Source organism: Flavobacterium sp. CR10, from assembly GCF_055814415.1.
Window position 1 is genome coordinate 2,493,515 of sequence record NZ_CP185985.1, and the last position, 23,739, is coordinate 2,517,253.

The 23,739-nt window shown below is 34.4% G+C and carries 16 protein-coding genes; 11 read left to right on the plus strand and 5 right to left on the minus strand.

All coding sequences use genetic code 11. The features are described from left to right. Window positions 1-127: 127 nt before the first annotated feature. The 9 genes from ACNRYB_RS11120 to ACNRYB_RS11160 all read left to right on the plus strand — a co-directional run bounded on the left by ACNRYB_RS11120 (window position 128) and on the right by ACNRYB_RS11160 (window position 14,412). Window positions 128-1,882 carry a TonB-dependent receptor gene (locus ACNRYB_RS11120; RefSeq protein ID WP_473730093.1) on the plus strand — a complete coding sequence of 585 codons (1,755 nt, stop codon included), beginning with the start codon at window positions 128-130 and terminating at the stop codon, window positions 1,880-1,882. Window positions 1,883-2,013: 131 nt separating this feature from the next. Further along, entirely contained in the window at window positions 2,014-2,544 is a 531-nt protein-coding gene (locus ACNRYB_RS11125) for a GNAT family N-acetyltransferase (RefSeq protein WP_473730094.1), read from the plus strand. A gap of 97 nt (window positions 2,545-2,641) precedes the next feature. Further along, window positions 2,642-3,091 (plus strand): hypothetical protein, encoded by a 450-nt coding sequence (locus tag ACNRYB_RS11130; protein WP_473730095.1) that lies wholly within the window; start codon window positions 2,642-2,644, stop codon window positions 3,089-3,091. Window positions 3,092-3,566: 475 nt separating this feature from the next. After that, complete coding sequence (asnB, locus tag ACNRYB_RS11135; protein WP_066032395.1) at window positions 3,567-5,243, plus strand: asparagine synthase B; 1,677 nt, start codon at window positions 3,567-3,569, stop codon at window positions 5,241-5,243. Window positions 5,244-5,554: 311 nt separating this feature from the next. Continuing rightward, entirely contained in the window at window positions 5,555-7,168 is a 1,614-nt protein-coding gene (asnB, locus tag ACNRYB_RS11140) for an asparagine synthase B (RefSeq protein WP_473730096.1), read from the plus strand. Between the two features lie 339 nt (window positions 7,169-7,507). Continuing rightward, window positions 7,508-9,448 (plus strand): DNA topoisomerase (ATP-hydrolyzing) subunit B, encoded by a 1,941-nt coding sequence (gyrB, locus tag ACNRYB_RS11145; protein WP_473730097.1) that lies wholly within the window; start codon window positions 7,508-7,510, stop codon window positions 9,446-9,448. A gap of 110 nt (window positions 9,449-9,558) precedes the next feature. Continuing rightward, the gene (gene mdh / locus ACNRYB_RS11150; protein WP_473730098.1) at window positions 9,559-10,494 is read left to right on the plus strand and encodes a malate dehydrogenase; all 936 of its coding nucleotides are present in this window, start codon (window positions 9,559-9,561) and stop codon (window positions 10,492-10,494) included. Between the two features lie 225 nt (window positions 10,495-10,719). After that, entirely contained in the window at window positions 10,720-13,710 is a 2,991-nt protein-coding gene (secDF, locus tag ACNRYB_RS11155) for a protein translocase subunit SecDF (protein WP_473730099.1), read from the plus strand. An 87-nt stretch (window positions 13,711-13,797) separates the two neighbouring features. Then, window positions 13,798-14,412, plus strand: a complete 615-nt coding sequence (locus ACNRYB_RS11160; protein ID WP_473730100.1) for an acyloxyacyl hydrolase — start codon at window positions 13,798-13,800, stop codon at window positions 14,410-14,412. A gap of 55 nt (window positions 14,413-14,467) precedes the next feature. On the opposite strand, the gene lgt is transcribed toward ACNRYB_RS11160, so the two are convergent. The 5 genes from lgt to ACNRYB_RS11185 all read right to left on the minus strand — a co-directional run bounded on the left by lgt (window position 14,468) and on the right by ACNRYB_RS11185 (window position 19,503). After that, complete coding sequence (lgt, locus tag ACNRYB_RS11165) at window positions 14,468-15,400, minus strand: prolipoprotein diacylglyceryl transferase (protein WP_473730101.1); 933 nt, start codon at window positions 15,398-15,400, stop codon at window positions 14,468-14,470. 64 nt (window positions 15,401-15,464) lie between these two features. Further along, window positions 15,465-15,713: a membrane protein insertion efficiency factor YidD gene (yidD, locus tag ACNRYB_RS11170; protein ID WP_008462282.1), complete on the minus strand. Its 249-nt coding sequence runs from the start codon at window positions 15,711-15,713 to the stop codon at window positions 15,465-15,467. A 105-nt stretch (window positions 15,714-15,818) separates the two neighbouring features. Beyond that, complete coding sequence (gene cysS, locus ACNRYB_RS11175) at window positions 15,819-17,300, minus strand: cysteine--tRNA ligase (RefSeq protein ID WP_473730102.1); 1,482 nt, start codon at window positions 17,298-17,300, stop codon at window positions 15,819-15,821. Window positions 17,301-17,430: 130 nt separating this feature from the next. Continuing rightward, window positions 17,431-18,102, minus strand: coding sequence for a GTP cyclohydrolase I FolE (folE, locus tag ACNRYB_RS11180; protein WP_008462286.1), 672 nt, complete (start codon window positions 18,100-18,102; stop codon window positions 17,431-17,433). 204 nt (window positions 18,103-18,306) lie between these two features. After that, a complete protein-coding gene (locus ACNRYB_RS11185; RefSeq protein WP_473730103.1) occupies window positions 18,307-19,503 on the minus strand; it encodes a pyridoxal phosphate-dependent aminotransferase in 1,197 nt (398 codons plus the stop codon). A gap of 123 nt (window positions 19,504-19,626) precedes the next feature. Between ACNRYB_RS11185 and ACNRYB_RS11190 the strand changes: the two genes are divergently transcribed. Together ACNRYB_RS11190 and ACNRYB_RS11195 are read left to right on the plus strand one after the other, a co-directional pair. Then, on the plus strand, window positions 19,627-20,952 hold the full coding sequence (locus tag ACNRYB_RS11190; protein ID WP_129747330.1) for a PDZ domain-containing protein: 1,326 nt from the start codon (window positions 19,627-19,629) through the stop codon (window positions 20,950-20,952). A gap of 150 nt (window positions 20,953-21,102) precedes the next feature. Beyond that, on the plus strand, window positions 21,103-23,736 hold the full coding sequence (locus ACNRYB_RS11195) for a T9SS type B sorting domain-containing protein (protein ID WP_473730104.1): 2,634 nt from the start codon (window positions 21,103-21,105) through the stop codon (window positions 23,734-23,736). The last annotated feature ends 3 nt before the right edge of the window (window positions 23,737-23,739 follow it).

The window sequence follows — 23,739 nt, forward strand, 5'->3', positions numbered from 1 at the left end:
ATTTTAGATTTACGAAAAAAGAAAATAGAATATAGAAAATAGAACAAAGAGTTTGAGTAAAAGAATTGAGATATAGCAAAGGTCTATATTCTATCATCTTTTCTCTATACTCTCAAATAAAAGAAACATGAAATTAAACTGCCGACATAAAATCATCATTTTGTTAGTATTATTTGCTGCTCAGTTTTCGTTTGCACAGGTAAAGAAAAACGAAAGCATCGGAACCGAGACAGTAAATGTTGTAAAACCATATTCGCCGACTATTTCAGATGCTTTTAAAGTAAAAGAAACTCCTTCGCTTGACGATAGCGGAAATCAGCCAAAAGAAGTAATTAAATATAGTATTCTGTCTGTTCCTGTTGCTTCAACTTTTACACCTTCAAAAGGAAAAGCTGAAGGTGTTGAGAAAGCTAAAAAGGAAAGATTGTTTAATAATTACGCAACTTTAGGGCTTGGAAATTACAGCACTTTGAATGGCGAATTATTTGTAAATCAGGATTTGGGCAATAATGATTATGTGGCAGGAATGTTTCGTCATCATTCTTCTCAAGGCGGAATTAAAGATGTAGAATTGAATGATGAATTTTATGATACATCAATAAATGTTGGTTATGGTCAAAACAATAGAGATAATACTTGGGGAGTAGATTTAGGATATCAAAACCAAATTTATAACTGGTACGGACTTCCTTCAGATTTTGGCTCGACAATTCCAGATCAGCGTTATGATTTGGTAAACAGCATTAATCCAGATCACTCTTATAATACAATTTGGGTCGGCGGAAATGCAGAATTTAACGAAAGTATTTTCAGTAAGCTTTCTGCAAAATTCACTCATTTTTCAGATAGTTATTCTTCATCAGAAAACAGATTTTATGTAAAGCCTACTTTTACTGTTGATGTAATGGATCAGGCAATTAAAACCAATGTTATTGTAGATCACGTAAGCGGTTCTTTCAAAAACAATTATTTCCAAGATAATACAGAAGCTTTAAAATATAGTTTTACAAATGTTGGAATCGAACCAAGTTTTGTAATCAATGAAAATGAATGGACATTAGAACTAGGAGCTGGAATTTATTATAGTGCAGATTCTGAAAACAGTGGCAATAAATTTTATTTCTATCCAAAAGTAAATGCTTCATATAGACTGGTTGGCGATTTGATGATTTTCTATACTGGAGTAAATGGAGCTTTAAACCAAAATTCGTATGCCGATTTTGTGACCGAGAATCCGTTTTTGTCTCCGACTTTAAACATGCGTCCGTCAAGTACACAATATAATGTATTTGCAGGTTTGAAAGGGAAATTGGCAAATAACGTAAATTATAACTTGACCGCTTCTTACTTGAATGAAAAAGATAAAGCACTGTTTAAAGCAAATGATTATACAGAAGTAATTACCAACGAAGATTATGCTTTCGGGAACTCATTTGGAGTAGTGTATGAAGATATTAGAACGTTCCGTTTCTACGGAGAATTAAAAGCTGATTTTTCTCAAAATGTAACTTTTGGAATCAACGGAACTTTTAATAGTTATAATACAGACAATGCAGTTGAAGCATGGAATTTGCCATCAATGAAATTAAGTTCGACTTTGGACGTTAATATTACAAAGCAATGGTACGCAGGATTGAATGTGTTTTATGTTGGCGAAAGAAAAGATATGCAGACCAATACTTCTTTAGGGATTGATGCTACGCCAATTACTTTAAAAAGCTATTTTGATGCTAATGCTCATGTTGGATATAAATTTAGCGAGCGTTTGACATTTTTCTTAAAACTGAATAATATCGGAAATCAAGCTTATGAAAAATGGTTGAATTATCCTGTACAAGGATTCCAAGTTTTAGGAGGCGCAAATTATAAATTTGATTTTTAAGACATCTTTGCCATAAAGATACCAGGGCACTAAAACATTTTAAATGAATGTGCCTTTTTTTTCAGCCATGAGCTCATGAATTTTTTGGAGTAGATTCGTGAATTCGTGGCTGTTTTTTTTAATTTTATAAAATGGAATTTATATTACGTCAAGAAAATAAAAATGATTTTGAAAGTGTTTTTCAATTAATAGAAAAAGCTTTTGAAAAGGAAGAATATAGCGATCATAAAGAACAGTTTTTGGTGGAAAGACTGAGAAATTCTGATGCTTTTATTCCAGAATTGTCTATTGTTGCAGAAATTGATAATGAAATTGTTGGCCATATTTTATTTACCAAACTGCAGATAAAAAATGAATCTCAAATCTTTCCGTCATTAGCGCTCGCTCCAGTTTCGGTTTTACCAGAATTTCAAGGAAAAGGAATAGGCTCTAAGCTTATTTTACATGGACATGAAATTGCAAAAAGTTTAGGATACAAATCGGTTATTTTATTAGGGCATCAAGATTATTATCCAAGATTTGGATATGAACTTTGTGAAAAATACAATATCAAAATGCCGTTTGATGTTCCAGCTGAAAACTGTATGGTGATAGCTTTAACAGAAGATGGTTTAAAAGATGTAAATGGAGAAGTGGTTTATCCAAAAGCTTTTTTCGAATAAAATTTGAAAAATCATTCTTAGCGCCTTCGTGCCTTTGTGGCAAAACAAAAAAAACTTTGCACCTTTGCACCTCAGAACCTCAGTACCTTTAAAAAAAATGACTTTCAAAGAAAAAATATATTCTCACTATACTCAAATGGTTCAAGATCGAATTGATGTTTTTAAAGACATGATTTCAGGCTTGACCGAAGATTCAAAAAATGACGCCAAAGGTTCTGCAGGCGATAAGCACGAAACGGCCTTATCAATGATGCATATCGAACAGGAAAAATTGACTAATAAATTAAAGGAAGCTCTTGAACAAAAAGGGATTTTAGATAAAATAGATCCGCTTAAAACAACAGAAAATATTGTTTTAGGCAGTTTAGTAAAAGCAAACGGAATCTATTTATACGTGAGTGTTGCACTTCCAAAAATAGCAATTGACGGAATCAATGTCATTGCGCTTTCTCCGCAATCTCCTTTGGGAAATCATTTAATGGGAAATAAAGCAGGATTTCAATTTGAAATAAATAAGACGCATTATACTATTGAAAGTGTTGAATAAGTCTTTTTTCACTATCAACTTTGACAAAGTTGAATATGTTACCATCTTATCCAATCTTGTCATTCTGAGGAACGAAGAATCTCACTAGTTTGTCGACAAAGATCGGCATTATTCTTTGCGGAGTTTCTAGTGAGATTCTTCGTTCCTCAGAATGACAAACACTGTGTTCTTGCTTAAAATACAATTCCAGCACAACTTTTCTTCTCATCTTTATGAATCTTTCATTTGTAACAGAATAACTCAAAATTTAATTCAAAAAATAAGTTTAAAGTTTCAATTTTCAACCAGTTTTATAGTCAAAATTAAAAATTTCAAGTTTTGAGCTTATTTTTACTTTTAAATTTTACATTTTATATGTAAAAATAAAATTTTTATTTTAAATTGTAATTGAAATTGATATTTATGTTTTTCAATTATAACTAATATCACATCTTTGCCCTATCAAATTAAAATTACAAAATAAAAATATAAAATTATGTGTGGAATTGTATGTGCCTTTGATCTTAAACAAAAAGCTGAAGCTTTAAGACCTCAAGTATTAGAAATGTCAAAAATCATTCGTCACCGTGGACCAGATTGGAGCGGAATTTTCAGTAATGATAAAGCAATTCTTTCTCACGAGCGTTTGGCAATTGTAGATCCAGCGTCAGGAAAACAACCTTTATTTACAGAAGATAAAAAATTGGTTTTGGCTGCAAATGGTGAAATCTACAACCACAGAGACCTTCGTAAACAATTTGCTGGTAAATATAACTTTCAAACTGAAAGTGACTGTGAAGTTATTTTAGCTTTATATAAAGAAAAAGGAGTAAACTTCGTTGATGAATTAAATGGAATCTTTGGATTTGCAATCTACGATGTAGATAAAGACGAGTATTTCGTTGCTCGTGACCATATGGGAATTATTCCATTGTATATTGGTTGGGATCAGCACGGGACTTTCTATGTGGCTTCTGAGTTAAAAGCTTTAGAAGGGTACTGTACGAAAATTGAGTTATTCCCTCCAGGACATTATTTATCAAGCAAAGACGGTGAATTTGTACAATGGTACAAAAGAGACTGGACAGAATATGATGCAGTAAAAGACAACGAAACAAGCATTCCAGAAATCAGAAAAGCCTTGGAAGCTGCGGTTCACAGACAATTAATGAGCGATGTTCCTTATGGAGTTTTACTTTCTGGAGGTTTAGATTCTTCTATTACTTCAGCTGTGGCTAAGAAATTTGCTCAAAAAAGAATTGAGTCAGATGATACTACAGATGCTTGGTATCCGCAATTGCACTCTTTCTCAGTAGGATTAGAAGGTTCTCCAGATTTAGCTGCAGCTAGAAAAGTAGCAGATCATATTGGGACTATTCACCACGAAATTAAATTTACCATTCAAGAAGGATTAGATGCAGTTCGTGATGTAATTTACAACCTTGAAACTTATGATGTAACTACAGTTAGAGCTTCGACTCCAATGTGGTTAATGGCGAGAGTGATCAAATCTATGGGAATCAAAATGGTTCTTTCAGGTGAAGGTGCAGATGAGCTTTTCGGAGGATATTTATATTTCCACAAAGCACCAAACGCTAAAGAATTCCACGAGGAAAACGTTCGTAAATTAGGAAAACTTCATATGTACGACTGTTTACGTGCAAACAAAAGTTTAGCAGCTTGGGGAATTGAAGGTCGAGTGCCATTTTTAGATAAAGAATTTATGGATGTTGCAATGCGCATTAACCCACAAGATAAAATGATCAACAAAGAACACCCAATGGAAAAATGGGTTGTTCGTAAAGCCTTCGAAGATATGCTTCCAGAAAGCGTAGCTTGGAGACAAAAAGAGCAATTCTCTGATGGAGTAGGATACAGCTGGATTGATACTTTAAAAGAAGTGGTAGCTAGAGAAGTTTCAGATGAGCAATTGGCAAACGCGAGATTTAAATTCCCATTGCAAACACCAACTTCAAAAGAAGAATACTACTACCGTTCAATTTTTACAGAACATTTCCCAAGTGATGCAGCGGCATTATGTGTGCCTCAGGAAGCAAGTGTGGCTTGTAGTACAAAAATTGCTTTGGAGTGGGATGAAGCTTTCAAAAACTTAAACGATCCATCAGGAAGAGCAGTAGCAAATGTTCATGATGATGCTTACGTTAAAGCGTAATTAAGAGTTTAATTTTTAGAATTAGTATATATATTGCGGAAAAACGTTCTCTTGTGAGAGCGTTTTTTTGTCTTAACTGTTAAATTAAATAATTAAGACCTCTCTAAAATCTGTTATTTGTAATTATTTAACTTTCTTTTAATATATTTGAAACCCCATAAAAAAACGTTAAATGCTATTGTGTTTTAAGAATTTAATAGCAGAAAGCAAAAATTAATATTTAGTTTTGCTTTGTATGAAAAATTTTAATGATTTTTTAATGTTCAGTTAGCCTAAAAACTGAATATAAAATAAATAAAAATAGAAGTATTATGTCTGGATTATTGGCCGTAATTGGAAAAGGAAAAGACCCGAAACTTGTAAAAGAACTTTCAGAAAGAATGTCTCATCGTGGTCCTGATGAAAGTGATGTTCATATTATGGAAAATGGCAGTATTCTTTGTCATGAAAGTTTATCAATTATCGATCTTAATTCGGGAAGACAGCCAATCCAAGGAACTAATAAGGCTTGGATGGTTCATGATGGAGAAATCTATAATTATCAAGAACTTAAAAATACAGTTTTAAAGCATCATACTTTTAGAACAGCATCAGATTCGGAAGTAATTGTACATCTGTATGAAGAATTTGGATATGATTTTTGCAATAAACTAGATGGAGATTTTGCTTTTGTGGTTATTGACGGAGATAAATATATTGCTGGCCGTGATCCAATTGGGGTAAAACCTTTGTATTATGGTTTGGATGAAAGAGGGCGAATTTATTTTTCGTCAGAAATGAAATCTATTGCAGACCAATGCAAATCGTTTTCTACTTTTCCTCCAGGACATTATTATACGGCAAAAACTGGTTTTGTAAAATACTATCGTCCAGAATACGAAGACCATAAAAATGCAACTCAGCCACTAGATTTAGAGTTAATTCGCGAAAGCTTAATTCAGGCAACACGCAAACGTTTATTGGCCGAAGTGCCTTTGGGTGTTGTGCTGTCAGGAGGTTTAGATACTTCATTAATTTCAGCTATAACTTCCAGATTGCTAAAAGAAAAAGGTGAAAAGTTGCACTCTTTTTCTATTGGATTAGATGCTGATGCTCCAGATAATGTTGTGGCAAGAAAAGCAGCTGCATTTTTGGGGACAGAACATCACGAAATTCATTTTTCTGTAGAAGAAGGAGTGAAAGCCTTAGAGAAAGTAATTTATCATATCGAAACTTACGATATTATTTCGGTTAGATCTGGTGTGCCAATGTATTTGCTTTCTAAAGCTATCGCTGATCAAGGAATAAAAGTAATCTTGTCTGGCGAGGGAGCTGATGAGGTTTTTGGTGGACATTTGTATTTTAGAAATGCGCCTTCAGAAGAAGAATTTCAGGATGAAACGATAGAACGAGTGCAGAAGCTTTTTACAGCCGATTTGCTACGTGCAGATAAAACGACAATGGCAAATGGTTTAGAAGTGCGAATTCCGTTTTTGGATACCGAATTTTTAGATGTTGCCATCCGAATTAAAACAGAAGAAAAACAGCCAAAAACGTATGATGGCGTTGAAAAATACATTTTAAGGAAAGCTTTTGATACAGAAGATCCTTATTTGCCTTCAGAAGTTTTATGGCGTCAGAAAGAGCAATTCTCTGATGGAGTAGGATATAGTTGGGTTGATGAGTTGATCGAATATTGCGCTTCGCAGGTTACTGATGAGCAATTGGCAGGAGCAAGTGTTGAGTTCCCGTATAATTCGCCAACGACTAAAGAAGCGTATTTATACAGATCGATTTTCCATAAATTCTATCCGCAGGTCAGTGCAGCGCAAACTGTTCGAAAATGGATACCAAAATGGCAAGAAAATCTTGATCCAAGTGGAAGGGCAAATGCTGCACACTTAAATGGTAATTTTGAAACTGTAAAAACTACTGTTATTGCCTAAAGGCAAAAAAAACAACTTTGAAAATTCCAAATTCCAATTGGAAACTGATATAAGAAAACCGAAATGCATTAAATGTGTTTCGGTTTTTTAATTTTAATGTAATAGGCAGATTTTAAAATTTTGATTCGGTATTTCAGATTTCAAAATTAGATTTGACATTTAAAATTTTGGGATTTTCAAAAATTTTGAATTTAAATTCATTTTTGGACTTATTTTTAGGTTTTTCAGACGATTGTGTTAATAACTTAGGTGCTTTAAGTTGTAATTTACTGGTTATATAGCTCGCGTTTTTATATATTTGCGTGTTAGACAGTAAATACATTTTTTAGAATAAATTATATGAGCGAAGAAATCAAGAAGAACAATTATTCAGCAGATAGTATTCAGGCATTAGAGGGAATGGAGCACGTAAGAATGCGTCCATCAATGTATATTGGAGATGTAGGGGTTCGAGGACTGCATCATTTAGTTTATGAGGTTGTTGATAACTCTATTGATGAGGCAATGGGAGGGCATTGCGACACCATTAGTGTCTCAATAAACGAAGATGGTTCTGTTACAGTTGAAGATAACGGACGTGGTATTCCAGTTGATTTGCATAAAAAAGAAGGTGTTTCTGCACTTGAGGTTGTAATGACAAAAATTGGTGCCGGAGGTAAATTCGACAAAGATTCATATAAAGTTTCAGGAGGTTTGCACGGGGTTGGTGTTTCTGTAGTAAACGCCCTTTCTGTTCACATGAAATCTACTGTATTTAGAGAAGGTAAAATTTATGAGCAGGAATACGAAAGAGGAAAAGCCTTATATCCTGTAAAACAAATCGGTGAAACAGAGAAAAGAGGTACGCGCCAGACTTTCTTCCCAGACGATACTATTTTTCAGCAGACTACTGAATTTTCATATGATACGCTTTCAGCTCGTATGCGTGAGCTTTCTTTCTTAAATAAAGGAATCACAATTACCTTTACAGATAAGAGAGAAGTTGATGAAAAAGGAGAATTTAGAAGCGAAGTTTTTCATTCAGATGAAGGATTAAAAGAATATATCCGTTATTTAGATGGAAACCGTGAGCCGATTATTTCTCACGTAATCAGCATGGATCACGAAAAAGGTGAAATTCCAGTTGAGGTTGCTTTGATCTATAATACAAGTTATACTGAGAATATTTTTTCTTATGTAAACAATATCAATACGCACGAAGGAGGAACGCATTTGCAAGGTTTTAGAAGTGGTTTGACAAGAACGCTTAAAAAATATGCCGATGCTTCTGGGATGTTGGATAAATTGAAATTCGAAATCTCAGGAGATGATTTCCGTGAAGGATTAACAGCTATTATTTCGGTAAAAGTTGCTGAGCCTCAATTTGAGGGACAAACTAAAACTAAACTTGGAAACAGAGAGGTGGTTTCTCCAGTTTCTCAAGCAGTTGGAGAAATGCTGGAGAATTATTTGGAGGAAAATCCAAATGATGCAAAAGTAATTATCCAAAAAGTAATCTTAGCGGCTCAGGCACGTCACGCAGCCAAAAAAGCGCGTGAAATGGTACAGCGTAAAACCGTTATGGGTGGCGGTGGATTGCCAGGAAAATTATCAGATTGCTCAGAGCAAGATCCAGCAAGATGTGAAGTTTACCTTGTCGAGGGAGATTCGGCTGGTGGAACAGCAAAACAAGGACGTGATCGTAACTTTCAAGCGATTCTGCCATTACGAGGTAAAATCTTGAACGTTGAGAAAGCGATGCATCATAAAGTGTTCGAAAACGAAGAGATTAGAAATATCTTTACGGCTTTAGGAGTAACAGTAGGAACTGCAGAAGATAGTAAAGCATTAAATCTTGAAAAACTAAGATATCATAAGGTAATTATCATGTGTGATGCCGATGTCGATGGTAGTCACATTTCTACCTTAATATTAACGTTCTTCTTCCGTTTCATGAAAGAGCTAATTGAAGAAGGTCACGTATATATTGCAGCACCGCCTTTATACTTAGTTAAAAAAGGAAACAAAAAAGAATATGCTTGGAATGATGTTCAGCGTGATCAAGCCAACGAAAGAATGGGAGGAAGTGCCAATATTCAACGTTATAAAGGTCTTGGAGAGATGAACGCGGAGCAGTTATGGGAAACTACAATGGATCCGAATTTCAGAACTTTGCGCCAAGTGAATATTGAAAGTCTTGCAGAAGCTGATCAAGTTTTCTCTATGCTTATGGGTGATGAAGTACCGCCACGTAGAGAGTTTATCGAGAAAAATGCAGTTTACGCAAATATCGACGCATAAAATGAAAAATTAATAATTTCAATTCGTTTAATTGTTTAAATTTACTAGACAATTAAACGAATTGTCTTTTTAGAGAATAGACATAATTAATAACCGATAAAGTAAAAAATATGAAAGTTACCATTGTAGGAGCAGGAAATGTTGGAGCTACCTGTGCAGATGTCATTTCTTATAGAGGAATTGCAAGCGAAGTAGTATTGTTGGATATTAAAGAAGGTTTTGCAGAGGGGAAGGCGCTGGATATTACACAATGTGCCACAAACACAGGTTTTAATACCAGAGTTTCGGGAGTTACCAGCGATTATTCTAAAACCGCGGGAAGCGATGTAGTAGTAATTACATCAGGAATTCCGAGAAAACCAGGAATGACAAGAGAAGAATTAATAGGTATTAATGCAGGGATTGTAAAAACAGTTGCTGAAAATGTCCTGAAATATTCTCCTAATACTATAATTGTCGTAGTTTCCAATCCGATGGATACGATGACGTATTTAGCTTTAAAAGCTACAGGTCTTCCAAAAAACAGAATAATAGGAATGGGTGGTGCTTTAGATAGTTCTCGTTTTAGAACTTACCTTTCATTAGCTCTAGATAAACCGGCAAACGATATTTCGGCAATGGTAATTGGAGGTCATGGAGATACTACTATGATTCCATTAACACGTTTAGCATCATATAACGGGATTCCGGTATCGGAGTTTCTTTCAGAAGAAGTATTGCAAAAAGTTGCCGCTGATACTATGGTAGGAGGAGCAACTCTTACAGGACTTCTTGGAACTTCGGCTTGGTATGCGCCAGGAGCTTCTGTGGCATATTTAGTTGACAGTATTTTGAACGATCAGAAAAAAATGATTGCATGTTCTGTATTTGTAGAAGGAGAATATGGACAGAATGATATCTGCATAGGAGTGCCGTGTATAATTGGTAAAAACGGAGTAGAAGAGATTCTGGATATAAACTTAAATGATCACGAAAAGGCGTTATTTGCCAAAAGTGCAGATGCAGTTCGTAGTATGAATGATGCCTTAAAAACGATTTTAGTATAATAAAAACGGCAAAAAAGAAAAGAAGCTGCACTTTTGCAGCTTTTTTTTTGAGATTAATTAATAAATAAATTGGTTAATATTTTCGTTAATTATATATTTGCTCGGTTTAAAAAAAAATTGGTAATTCGTGATCTCGTTTTTTTGTTTTAAAAAATCATGTCAGGGCTTATTTTATGGGACTTTAAAACAAAAACAAAAATAAAACATAATTAATTTTTAGTAATAATGCAGAATAAAGGACTTATTAAATTTTTCGCAATTCTATTTGCATTGGTAAGTATTTACCAACTATCCTTCACTTTTGTGGCAAATAGTGTCAAAAGTGAAGCTAAAGCTTTTGCAGGAGATAATCCTGATAAAGAGCTGAAATATTTAGATTCTATTGGTAAAGAAAAAGTATTAAATCTTGGTTTTACTGATTTCACTTATAACGAAGTGAAAAACAAACAGCTTAATAAAGGTCTTGACTTAGAAGGAGGAATCAACGTTATTCTTCAAATTTCTATTAAAGATGTATTAAAAGGTTTGGCTAATAATTCTAAAAATCCAGTTTTTAATAAATCATTAGCTGATGCATCTGCAAACTTAGAAGGAAACAAAACATATTTAAATAAGTTTTTTGAAGCTTTTGAAGCAAATTCAAAAGGAACTGTAAAATTAGCATCTCCAGATATTTTTGCTAACAGAAGTCTTCAAGGAGAAGGTGGAGTTGACTTTCAAATGTCTGATGCGCAAGTTCAAAAAGTTATCAAAAGAAAAGTTGATGAGTCTGTAGAAAGTGCTTTTAAAGTATTAAGAGAGCGTATCGACAAATTTGGTGTTACACAGCCAAACATCCAAAAATTAGGAGAAACAGGAAGAATCTTAGTTGAGCTTCCAGGTGCTAAGGATGTTGATAGAATTAAAAAATTATTAGGTGGAAAAGCTCAATTAGAGTTTTGGGAAACTTTCAAAATTGAAGAAATTGGAAATTTCTTAGTATCTGCAAACGAGGCTTTAAAGAAAACTGAAGTTAAAAAGACAGAAACTAAAACGGTTGCTAAAGATTCATTAAATGCATTATTGACAGATGCTAAAGATTCTTCAGATGTTAAAAAAGGAAATAATCCTTTATTTGATAAAATGATCGTTCAAGGTGGTGGACCAGTTTTAGGATACTTTGCTCCTAAAGATACTGCTGCTATCAATGATTATTTCAAAAGACCAGAAATTAGAGTATTATTGGCTGCTGACCAGCATTATGCAAAATTTGTATGGAGCAAGCCAACAACTATAAAAGATCCTAAAGCTAAAGATATAAAAAGTGCCGCTGATATTGAAGCAGTTGAATTATACGCTTTAAAAGGAAACAGAGACAATAACCCAGCAATGAGCGGTGGTGTTGTAACTGATGCAAAAGATACTTTTGACCAAATGGGTAAACCAGCTGTTTCTATGCAAATGAACAGCCAAGGAGCTAAAGTTTGGGAAGAATTGACAGGAAGAGCATTTGCTCAAAAAAGCTACATTGCTATTGTATTAGATGATATCGTATATTCTGCTCCAGGTGTAACAAGCGGTCCTATTGCTGGAGGAAGATCTGAGATTACGGGTTCATTTGATGTAGCTGAAACTAAAGATTTAGCTAACGTATTAAATGCAGGTAAATTACCAGCTTCTGCAGATATTATCCAATCAACTGTTGTAGGTCCATCTTTAGGACAAGCAGCTATTGATGCAGGTACAATTTCTTCTGTATTAGGTTTCTTATTAGTTTGCGTTTGGATGGTATTCTATTATGGTAAAGCGGGTTGGTATGCAAACCTTGCTTTATTATTAAACTTACTATTCTTATTCGGAATTATGGCAAGTTTTGGTTTTGTATTGACATTGCCAGGTATTGCAGGTATCGTACTTACATTAGGTACTGCGGTAGATGCGAACATTATTATATACGAAAGAGCGAAAGAGGAATTACGTGAAGGAAAATCTCTTTCTGAAGCAGTTACAGCTTCTTATGGATGGCATGGTGCAATGCGCTCTATTATTGATGCTAACGTTACTCACGTTTTAACTGGAGCGATCTTATTTATTTTCGGAACAGGTCCTATTAAAGGTTTCGCGTTAACATTATTAATTGGTATCGTAACTTCATTGTTTACTTCTATCTTTATTGCTAGAATTTTCATTGACAGAAATATTGCTGGAAAAGGTGATTTAACTTTCTCTACAAATATTACTAAAAACTGGTTTACGAACTTCCACTTTGATTTCATCAAAATCAAAAAATTCACTTATATCTTCTCTTCTATTGTAACGGTAGTAAGTTTAGTATCTATCTTCTTCGTTAACGGATTGGATGAAGGTGTTGATTTTGTTGGAGGAAGAACTTTCCAAGTTAAATTTGAAAAACCTGTTGATGCTACTGCAGTTTCAGATGAATTATCTGCTGCTTTCGGTACTCCGGTTGAAGCTAAGATTTTAGGTGATGATGATCAGTTGAAAATCACTACTAAATATAAAATTAAAGAAGACGGTGTTGCTATCGATGAGGAAGTAAACCAAAAATTATATGCAGCTTTACAGAAGTATTTCCCAAATACAACTTACGATAAATTCATCAACTCATTTGATGGTAAAAGAGTAGGTGTATTGCAAGCTTCTAAAGTAGGTGCTTCTATCTCTGAAGATATTAAAACTAACTCTTACTGGGCAGTTCTTGGTGCAATGGCAGTTATTTTCTTATACTTAATGGTATCTTTCCGTAAATGGCAATATTCATTAGGTGCGATTGCAGCTGTTGCTCACGACGTAATCTTCGTATTAGGAGTTTATTCATTATGCTACAAATTCATGCCATTCCACATGGAAATGGATCAGCACTTTATCGCTGCGATCTTGACTGTAATTGGTTACTCTATGAACGATACGGTAATTGTATTTGACAGGGTAAGAGAGTTTATCATCGGAAACCGTAAAGGAAGTTTCGAAGATATCGTAAACGCTTCTATTAATACTACATTATCTAGAACATTGAATACTTCATTAATGATGATTATCGTATTATTAACGATGTTTATCTTCGGTGGAGAGTCTATCAGAGGATTTATCTTCGCGATGTTAATTGGTATTATCGTGGGTACTTACTCTTCATTATTTATCGCTACACCAGTATTGGTTGACACGATTTCAAGTGATGAGAAACACACAATCGAAGACAAACACAATAAGGCATAATTAAAAACCTTATTTTAAATAAATAGAAAGATCCAGTGAAAACTGGATCTTTTTTTTATGTTTGCATCTGCCAATCCAAAACGAATTATGATCCAAAAACAAATATTCTTTATTGCTGTTTTATTAGCGGTATTTCAGCTTCAAGCGCAAGAGAAAAGCAGTAATTATAGATTAGGTTTGAGTTATGGTTTTGGAAGTGAATTTAGTAATACCGATTATACTTTTGAAAATCATTTTTATAAGGCGCAACTCTATTACAAGATAAAAGAGACTAAAAATTTTGAATACGAAGTTTTAATTCAGCCCGAAATCAATTTTGGAAAACATCAATTATTGAATTTCTATTTTGTTAAGCCTGAAACGCCAAATTATCAGCAAAAAAGAGATGAATATACGCGTTTAAAGGATGTTCGCGAATATGTTCTTAATATTGGTTTCATAGTTAGAAAACCTATTGATAAAATCTTTTCGGTTTATGTATTAGGAAGTGTTGGTCCTCTTATTACAGATACAGAAACAGAGAGAATGTCAAAAGGATTCGCTTTTGCTGATGTTTTAGCAGTTGGTTTTACTGCAAGTTGTCATAAATTTCAGTTTGATATTCGTCCAAGCTTAAGGCACGTTTCTAATGCTGGATTAGGAAGCAGTAATGCAGGTTATAATACGAAGAATATCGAATTTGGTATTTCGTATCAATTATAAAAATAAAATGCCCAATACTCGAAATATTGGGCATTTTTTATGAATTGAAATATTTTTATGATTCAGCTAAAGGATTTCTTTGTGCTCTAATGACAAAGAAAAGTCCAATAATGATAAATGGTATGCTTAGCCATTGTCCTGTCGAAAACAAGCCTAATTCGCTCTCAAAACCACCTTGGCTTTCTTTTACAAATTCTACAATGAAACGTACAACGAATAAAAGAACTAAAAACAATCCGAATAAAAGGCCAGATTTAAGTCTTGCATTTGTTTTCCAGTATAAAAAATATAAAATAGCAAAAACAAAAACGTAACAGATTGCTTCGTAAAGCTGAGTAGGATGTCTTGAAGGAACTTCTGCTAGCAAATTAGCAAATCTTGGGTCTGAAGCTATTGCGTTATAAGCTTCTTTTGGGTCTGCTATTCCGGTTTTTTGTACAGCTTCAGCTTTACTGAATTTATCGTGAAGAAATCGGATTCCGAATGCAGAGTCAGTTTCGTGACCAATAATTTCAGAGTTAAAGAAGTTTCCTAAACGAACAAATATTGCACCGCTTGCAACAGGGATTACAACACGATCTAAAATCCATAATAACGGACGTTTTAGGATTTTTTTGCTGTAGTAATACATCGCAACAATAATGGCAATAGCTGCGCCATGACTTGCTAATCCTTGGAAGCCTGTAAATTGAAATTCAGGCTCAAATTTAAATGGCAAGAAAATTTCAAGCAAATGGTTTCTGAAATATTCCCAATCGTAAAAGAAAACATGACCTAAACGCGCACCGATTAAAGTGGCTAAAACAGTCCAAACAAATAGAGAATCTAGTTTTTCAATCGATTCGTTTTCTCTTTCGAACATCTTTTTCATTAGGAACCATCCTAAACCAAAAGCAATTACAAACATTAAGCTGTAATAGCGAATCATAAAAAATCCTAAGTTGATTCCCTCAGAAGGATTCCAAACTAAATTTAAGGCGTGTGTCATGTATAAATGTTTTTATATAGCTGTAAAAATAAATATTTAATGTAAAGTGCCACTTTCTAAAAAGTTAATGTTTGTGGTTGCATTTCTTTTCTGGTACAGGATCATAACCGCTTCTTCCCCAAGGGTGACAGCTTAAAATGCGCTTGATGCCTAAAAATCCGCCATAAAACAATCCATGAATTTGCAATGCCTGAATCATATATGTCGAACAAGTTGGTTCAAATCTGCAAGCAGCCGGTGTAAACGGCGAAATAGCAGTCTGATAAAAACGGACTAACAATACAAACGGATATATTAGAATTTTTGAAAACATTTTTTTTGAACCAGTTAGTTTAGTGTTCAGTTTTCAGTTCTTTAGTATTCATTAGGTTCAAAGTTTGAATCTGAACACTAAAAAACTGAAAACTGATCACTTTTTTTATTGAATGCTAAAAGTAGTTCCTTCTTTTCCGTCTTTAAGCTGAATTCCTAAAGCAATTAATTGATCGCGAATTTGGTCAGAAAGCGCAAAGTTTTTATCTGCTCTGGCCTGATTTCTCATTCCGATAAGCATGTTTACCACGCCTTCCAGTTTATCGCTATCGCCATCTGCAGCTTTATCGTCATTAAGTCCTAAAACGTCATATACGAAAGCATTTACCGCTTTTTTGAAATCGGCTAAATCATCGGCAGAAATCGTTTCTTTACCATCTTTTAGTAAATTGATATAACGAACGGCTTCAAATAGCTGCGCAATTAAAATTGGCGTATTGAAATCATCATTCATTGCATCATAGCAAAGCTGTTTCCAAGCTGCAAAATCTATAGAGCTAGAATTTTCTGCTGTAATATTTGGCAAAGCATCAAGTGCTTCCATTAATCTTTTGTATCCTTTTTCGGCTGCAACAATAGCATCGTCGGAGAAGTCTAAAATACTTCTGTAATGCGCTTGAAGCATGAAAAAACGAGTTACAGAAGCAGAAAATGGTTTGCTTAATATGTTGTTGTCTCCGCTAAGAATTTCGCCTGGAAGAATATTATTTCCAGTCGATTTTGCCATTTTCTTTCCGTTTAAAGTAAGCATGTTGGCGTGCATCCAGTAATTTACTGGCGCTTGACCTGTACAAGCTTCATTTTGAGCAATTTCGCACTCATGGTGAGGGAATTTTAAGTCCATTCCACCTCCGTGAATGTCAAAATGATTTCCAAGATACTTGGTACTCATTGCAGTACACTCTAAGTGCCATCCAGGGAAACCATCACTCCAAGGTGAAGGCCATCTCATGATGTGCTCTGGCTCAGCTTTTTTCCAAAGCGCAAAATCTTGTGGATTTCTCTTGTCAGATTGTCCGTCAAGATCACGTGTGTTTGCCAGCATATCGTCGATATTTCTACCGCTTAATATACCATAATTATTGGTTTCGTTATATTTTACAACATCAAAATATACCGATCCGTTTGCAACATACGCGATGCCTTTATCGATAATTTTTTTAATAATTTCAATTTGCTCAATAATATGTCCTGTAGCTGTAGGCTCGATGCTTGGCGGTAAAAAGTTGAAAGCTTTTAGAATGTTGTGGAAATCTACAGTATAACGCTGTACTACTTCCATTGGTTCCAATTGCTCTAAGCGTGCTTTTTTAGCAATTTTATCTTCACCTTCATCCACATCGTCTACGATATGTCCAACATCGGTAATATTTCGAACATAACGAACTTTATAATCTAAATGCAGAAAATACCTGAAAATTACATCAAAGGACATAAAAGTTCTCACGTTTCCTAAATGGACATTGCTATATACGGTAGGTCCACAAACATACATTCCAACGTTTCCTTCATGGATTGGTTTGAAATCTTCTTTTTCGCCAGAAAGCGAATTGTATATTTTCAGGGGTTGTGTTGTATATAATGGCATATTAAGTTTATTGATGTTTTATAGGAGCTAATCCTGCTATCCGCTTTATCTTTTATGGTGAACCCCACCATAAAAGGATGCCGCTTCTATCAGGGCTAAATCATAAATATAATAGAAATATTATATAAAATTAGAACTGAGTGTCTAGCTTAATATAATCTAAAAATTCTCTTTTTGTTTGTGGCTCTTTGAATTTTCCTCCGAACTCAGAAGTTACTGTGCTGCTTTCGATATCTTTAATTCCGCGTGAGTTTACGCAAAGGTGTTTTGCATCAATTACGCAAGCAACATCTTCTGTTCCTAAAGCTTTTTGAAGTTCTTGAACAATCTGCATAGTTAGACGCTCTTGAACTTGAGGTCTTTTTGCATAATACTCAACAATACGGTTCATTTTTGATAGACCAATAACGCGTCCGCTTGAGATATAAGCAACGTGAGCACGCCCGATAATTGGCAGTAAATGGTGTTCGCAAGTAGAATAAACCGTAATGTTTTTTTCTACAAGCATTTCGCCATATTTGTAATTATTGTCAAAAGTAGAAGCTTTTGGCTGTTTTGCTGGGTTAAGACCTCCAAAAATTTCTTTTACAAACATCTTTGCAACTCGGTTTGGAGTTCCTTTAATGCTGTCATCTGTCAAATCCATTCCTAAAGTTTGCAGGATGTTTTCGACATCTTTTTTAATTTTTTCTATTTTTTCTTCATCAGTGATGTCAAAAGCATCCGCTCTTAGAGGGTTTTTTGCATTACTGCTGAAATGACTGTCACCTATTTCGTCTAAAAATTCTTCGTTATTTATCATTAAGAACTACTATTATAATGTGGTATATCTTTTTAAGGCGGTAAAGATAATTAATAAATGGGAAACCTTTTCTATGGTTTTTAGGATTTAATTACTCCTTTTTGGATATAATTCAAATTTTGAAGAGAAATACTGTTATTAAAAACAAAAAAGACAATAACGAAAAACGTTATTGCCTTTTCAAAGTGTATTATAATGAATTGATTATCTGTTATTATAAACTATTAAAGCTTCCTTTAAGATATTTACTGCGGTAATCAAATCTTTTTTGTTCAACACATAAGCAATACGAACCTGATTTAATCCCATTCCAGGTGTAGAGTAGAAACCTTTAGCTGGAGCAATCATTACCGTTTCGCCATTTAAATCATAGCTTTCAAGAAGCCATTGTGCAAAATCGTCTGAATCTTCTATAGGAAGTTCGGCAATACAATAAAAAGCACCTTTTGGTTTTGTAACCACAACTCCTTCAATCTTGTTTAATTCGGCAATTAAGGTATTGCGACGTTCTTTGTATTCGCCAATTACTTCGTCAAAATAACTCTGCGGCGTATCTATAGCAGCTTCGCAAGCAATCTGCTCAATAGTTGGCGGACTCAAACGCGCTTGAGCAAACTTCATTACAGTTGCCAAGACGTCTTTGTTTTTTGTCACCAGACAGCCAATTCTTGCTCCGCACATACTGTAACGTTTGGACACAGAATCGACCATGATTACATTTTGCTGTACATCTTCTAGATTCATTACAGAAAAATGAACATCATCTCCATCATATAAAAATTCACGGTACACTTCATCAGCGATTAAGTATAAATCGTGTTTTTTAATTAAGTGAGCTAATTGTTTAATTTCGGCTTCAGAGTATAAATATCCAGTCGGATTTCCAGGGTTGCAAATCAGAATGGCTTTTGTTCTTGGTGTTATTAGTTTTTCAACTTCGTCAATGCTTGGCAGAGCAAAACCTGTTTCGATAGTAGAAACAAGAGGCACTACAGTTGCACTTGTCGAAGAAGCAAACGCGTGATAATTAGCATAAAAAGGTTCCGGGATAATGATTTCATCTCCAGGATCTGTAATTGTGGCCAGTGCAAAAAGTAAGGCTTCAGAACCACCAGTAGTTACAATGATGTCTTCTGTGTTAACGTTTACATTTTGGCGCTGGTAAAAATGAGCTAATTTTTTTCTATAGCTTTCATATCCGGCAGACGGACTGTATTCTATAATACTCAAATCAATATTTTTTACCGCCTCGATGGCCACTTCCGGTGTCTTGATATCCGGTTGACCAATGTTTAAGTGATACACCTTGTGTCCTTTTTTCTTTGCTAAATCAGCAAAAGGAGCCAGCTTGCGTATCGGAGATTCGGGCATGTTTCTTCCCTTGTGTGAAATTGTCGGCATGAGTATAAATTATTGAAGTGCAAATTTGCATTTTTTTTTCCAATTTAACGTAAACAATACGGGGACTTGCAAAAATGTAACAATAATAAATATATTTACTAATTTTATAATAAAATATTGTCAATGAAAAAATATATAGTATTGTTTTTTGGGTTATTCTTACCTTTTTTGCTTTTTGGACAAGGCGATTTTTTATTGGAAAACAATGCAACAAAGGCCACAATACCTTTTAAATTGATAAATAACCTTGTTTTTATTCCTATAAAAGTTAATGGAGTTGAATTAAATTTCCTCCTAGATTCTGGTGTCGAAGAAACGATTCTGTTTAGTATGGAAGAAAAACAAGAAGTTAGTTTTAACAATGTGGAGAAAATCAAACTTCGTGGTTTAGGAAGCGAGGAAGAAATAGAAGGCCTGAAATCGACAAAGAATATTCTGGAAACGCATGGTCTCAAATCTAGCGACCACATGGTCTTTATTATTTTAGATCAAAGCTTCAATTTGTCTTCTCATATTGGAATTCCTGTAAATGGAATTATAGGCCATAAATTCTTTCGAAATAATTATGTTGAAGTTAATTATCAGAAAAAGAAAATAATAGTTCACGCTAAAAGTGATAAATATGAGGAAAAACTAAACAGACAGTTTAGAATGGTTCCGATAACGGTAGAAAAGGCAAAGCCTTATATCATGACAACAGCAACTGTGAATAACGAAGAAATTCCGGCAAAGCTTTTAATTGATATTGGAAATAGTGATGCTTTTTGGATTTTTGAAAACAATAAAATTAAGCTTCCAAACAAAAATTTTCCAGACTTTTTAGGAAAAGGCTTTAGTGGGGATATTGAAGGGCATCGCGCCAAAATTGATAAATTCTCGATTGATGAATTTGATTTTAAAAAACCAATTGTGTCTTTTCCTGATTCTGCCTCAATTCGTAATGTTAAGATGGTTCCAGGACGTATCGGATCTGTAGGAGGTGAAGTTTTAAAACGATTTACTTTAGTTTTGGATTATAAAGGAAAAAAGTTATACCTAAAAAAAAATAGTAAATATGGAGAACCCTTTACATACAATAAAAGCGGAATTACGATTCAGCACAATGGACTTCAGTGGGTGCAGGAAACGGTGCATCTAGAAACGGTACGAGTTGCTTCTTCAATGGATGAATTGCAGGAAAAAGATAAGAACAATAATAATTTTAAATATAAATTTGCTCTAAAACCTGTTTATGAAATTGTAAACGTGCGTAAGAATTCTGCAGCAGAAAAATGTGGATTACGCAAAGGAGATATTGTTGTAAGTATTAATAATACACAACCATATAAATATAGCCTTCAGCAGATCAATAACCTTTTAAAATCTGAAGATGACGTTTGGATAAATCTTGAAGTAGAAAGAAATAGTGTAGTCTTAAAATTTAGATTTAAACTAGAAGATGAATTGTAAAAAAAAATGAATTACAGTTTTTTCGATTTATTGTAAAACCATGTTTTAACATGTTGTATTGTATAAATGTATTCTTTTTGTGAAAATAAGTTTACTAAAAAATGTGTTTTTTGTTAAATATTTTCTTATGTTTAATAAAAAAATTAATCTATGGCAAAAAACTACATTAGCTACCACTATTTTGTATTGTTTTTTATTTTTTTTACCCTCATTTCTTCAAAACTAACTGCACAATGTGCTGGTGATGATAATACGAATGAATTAATTTGTGACGTCTCTAATCCAATTTATCAATCGGTAAATTTATTTTCTTTATTAGGAGGTTCTCCAGTTCCTGGCGGAACATGGACAGGAAGCAGCAAGCAAGGTTTAGATGCTGCTAATGGTGTTTTGAACGCGCAACTTATTCTTGGCGGTGGAACGTATTATTATACTTATACTGCTCCAGCGACTTCAGGATGTACAGATAATAAGGCTGTCGTTACGATTACGATAGGTGCCTATGTGGGGGTTGGTTCGGAAGCGACAGTTTGTAATAAATATCGAACTTTTAATCTTTTTACAGCTTTTGATAGTAAAGTAATGGGACCTCATGTAAATGGAACATTTACAACCGCCGCAGGTATACCTGTGGAATCTACTATAAATATTGAGCAATACAAGGTCAAAACGACACTTAATTTCATTTATACTGTGCCAGCTGTGCTTGAATGTTCTCCTGACGAAAAGTCGACCAATGTACAGGTAACAGTTTATATAGCTCCAGAAGCAGGAGAAGCACAACATTTAGAATTGTGCGGTACTACCGATTTGGCAGCATATACCGATTTGAATTTAAATGATAGGCTTACTGGTGAAGACCCAGATGGAACGTGGACAGGTATCGGAATAACATCGGCAACGGATCATAATATTAATCTTCAAGAATTATTTGATGCAAATGGGCCAGGGGAATATTCTTATACGTATACTGTTTTAGCTGTTCCTAATAACTTTATATGTCCTGATGATAATGCTACTGTAAAAATATTGCTCGAAAAAAGACTTGATTTTACAGGATCTAAAATCGTGGTTAGTAAAGATATCTGCGAATCTGAAATTGCCACAGCAACGTATTCGGCTAAAATTACGCAAGGACCAGATTCTATACCTAATGGAGTATACGACGTTAGTTTTAGTGTTGTCGGACCGGGAGCGTCTGGATCTGAAACTGTAAGAGGAAATTTTGCAAATGGAGAATTTAACTTTCCAATTCGCTCGTCTTATTTTAAACAAGTGGGTCAATATACCATAACGGTTACGCGTATAGTGTCAACATCAAGTAAAGGAAAATGTGTAAATATCTTTAGTCCGTTTTCAACTATTTTGACTATTTATCCATTACCGCGTTTGACTAATGCTACATTATCGGCGCTTCCTATTTGTCAAAATGATGATGCTACAATTCAAGTCACAGCGCCTCAATTGCTCGATGGAAATTACCGTATTTCTTATAACGTAAATGGAGATAATCTGGCTCTTGGCGAAACAGCAGAAATGCAGTCTGTTGGAGGAAAGGCTTCTTTTATAGTTCCAAGAAATTTGAATACAAGAAGTGGATTATCGGTAATTAGTATTTATAGCATCACTGATATTACAAATCCTTCTCCTCAATGCAGCAATACGGCAAATGTAGCAGGGAATTTAAATATAAATCCGCTTCCAAATGCAGTAACTGTGGTGGCAAAAGTTAATGGTTTCTGTTTGAATGCGCCTGTTACTGTTGCAGTTTCTGGTTTAGGAAGCTTAACGAATGCCAGTATTTCTTATGCATTGTCTGAAAGCAATTCTTCATCCGTGCAAACTATTACAAAAGCAGTCACAAATGGAAAATTAGATTTTATTATTCCTGCCGAACTGCTTTTGAATACAGGCGCCACAAAAATCACATTACTGAATTTAACCAATACAGTGACAAATTGTGATGTAGATTTAATCAACATTACAGACGATTTTGTAATAAATCCAATTCCGCCAGCGCCAATTGTTGCAAATCAGCAGTTTTGTAAAGTTGATGAAGCAGTAATAGCCAACTTAGAGCCAAAAGGGGCGCAATATAAATGGTATAATTCGGCAACAGCAACAACACCGTTAGCAGTTGATTATGTTTTAAAAACAGAAGATTATTTCGTTAGAGAAACTTCAGCAGCGGGCTGTACTTCAGAACCAGCCAAAATTTCGGTAATTATAAACGATACGCCAGCTCCTGAAATGACAGAAACGCCAGACTTCTGCGGATTGGCAAATCCGAAAATAAGTGATCTTTCCAGTAAAACCAATGTTCCCACTACCGTTGCTTGGTATGATGCGGTAGATGGAAATTTACTGCCGTCAACCACATTATTAGTCCATAATGCAACTTATTACGGATATGATTTAAATGAAGTAACGAGATGCTTGTCTGAAAGTTACAGAGAAGTAAAAGTCTCTTTGCAAGACTGCGAGGTGGCTCAATACGAGTTTTTTATTCCAGACGGATTTTCACCAAACGGAGATGGTGTAAACGATTCGTTTGTGATAAAAGATATTGAGTTTTTATACCCGAATTATACACTTGAAATTTATAATAGATACGGAAACGGAATGTATAAAGGAGATAATAGTAAACCGGCTTGGGATGGTAAAAATTATGAAAAAAGCGGTATCGCAGGAGGTGTCGCGCCCAACGGAGTTTATTTTTATGTATTGCATTTCAATAAAGACAATAAACCGCCAAAACAAGGCCGTCTTTATTTAAATCGATAAAAC

What these genes read in the sequence shown, in the direction of transcription:
- ACNRYB_RS11120 (WP_473730093.1), top strand. Translation starts at nt 128, where the DNA reads ATGAAATTAAACTGCCGACATAAAATCATCATTTTGTTAGTATTATTT.
- ACNRYB_RS11125 (WP_473730094.1), top strand. Translation starts at nt 2,014, where the DNA reads ATGGAATTTATATTACGTCAAGAAAATAAAAATGATTTTGAAAGTGTT.
- ACNRYB_RS11130 (WP_473730095.1), top strand. Translation starts at nt 2,642, where the DNA reads ATGACTTTCAAAGAAAAAATATATTCTCACTATACTCAAATGGTTCAA.
- asnB (WP_066032395.1), top strand. Translation starts at nt 3,567, where the DNA reads ATGTGTGGAATTGTATGTGCCTTTGATCTTAAACAAAAAGCTGAAGCT.
- asnB (WP_473730096.1), top strand. Translation starts at nt 5,555, where the DNA reads ATGTCTGGATTATTGGCCGTAATTGGAAAAGGAAAAGACCCGAAACTT.
- gyrB (WP_473730097.1), top strand. Translation starts at nt 7,508, where the DNA reads ATGAGCGAAGAAATCAAGAAGAACAATTATTCAGCAGATAGTATTCAG.
- mdh (WP_473730098.1), top strand. Translation starts at nt 9,559, where the DNA reads ATGAAAGTTACCATTGTAGGAGCAGGAAATGTTGGAGCTACCTGTGCA.
- secDF (WP_473730099.1), top strand. Translation starts at nt 10,720, where the DNA reads ATGCAGAATAAAGGACTTATTAAATTTTTCGCAATTCTATTTGCATTG.
- ACNRYB_RS11160 (WP_473730100.1), top strand. Translation starts at nt 13,798, where the DNA reads ATGATCCAAAAACAAATATTCTTTATTGCTGTTTTATTAGCGGTATTT.
- lgt (WP_473730101.1), bottom strand. Translation starts at nt 15,400, where the DNA reads ATGACACACGCCTTAAATTTAGTTTGGAATCCTTCTGAGGGAATCAAC.
- yidD (WP_008462282.1), bottom strand. Translation starts at nt 15,713, where the DNA reads ATGTTTTCAAAAATTCTAATATATCCGTTTGTATTGTTAGTCCGTTTT.
- cysS (WP_473730102.1), bottom strand. Translation starts at nt 17,300, where the DNA reads ATGCCATTATATACAACACAACCCCTGAAAATATACAATTCGCTTTCT.
- folE (WP_008462286.1), bottom strand. Translation starts at nt 18,102, where the DNA reads ATGATAAATAACGAAGAATTTTTAGACGAAATAGGTGACAGTCATTTC.
- ACNRYB_RS11185 (WP_473730103.1), bottom strand. Translation starts at nt 19,503, where the DNA reads ATGCCGACAATTTCACACAAGGGAAGAAACATGCCCGAATCTCCGATA.
- ACNRYB_RS11190 (WP_129747330.1), top strand. Translation starts at nt 19,627, where the DNA reads ATGAAAAAATATATAGTATTGTTTTTTGGGTTATTCTTACCTTTTTTG.
- ACNRYB_RS11195 (WP_473730104.1), top strand. Translation starts at nt 21,103, where the DNA reads ATGGCAAAAAACTACATTAGCTACCACTATTTTGTATTGTTTTTTATT.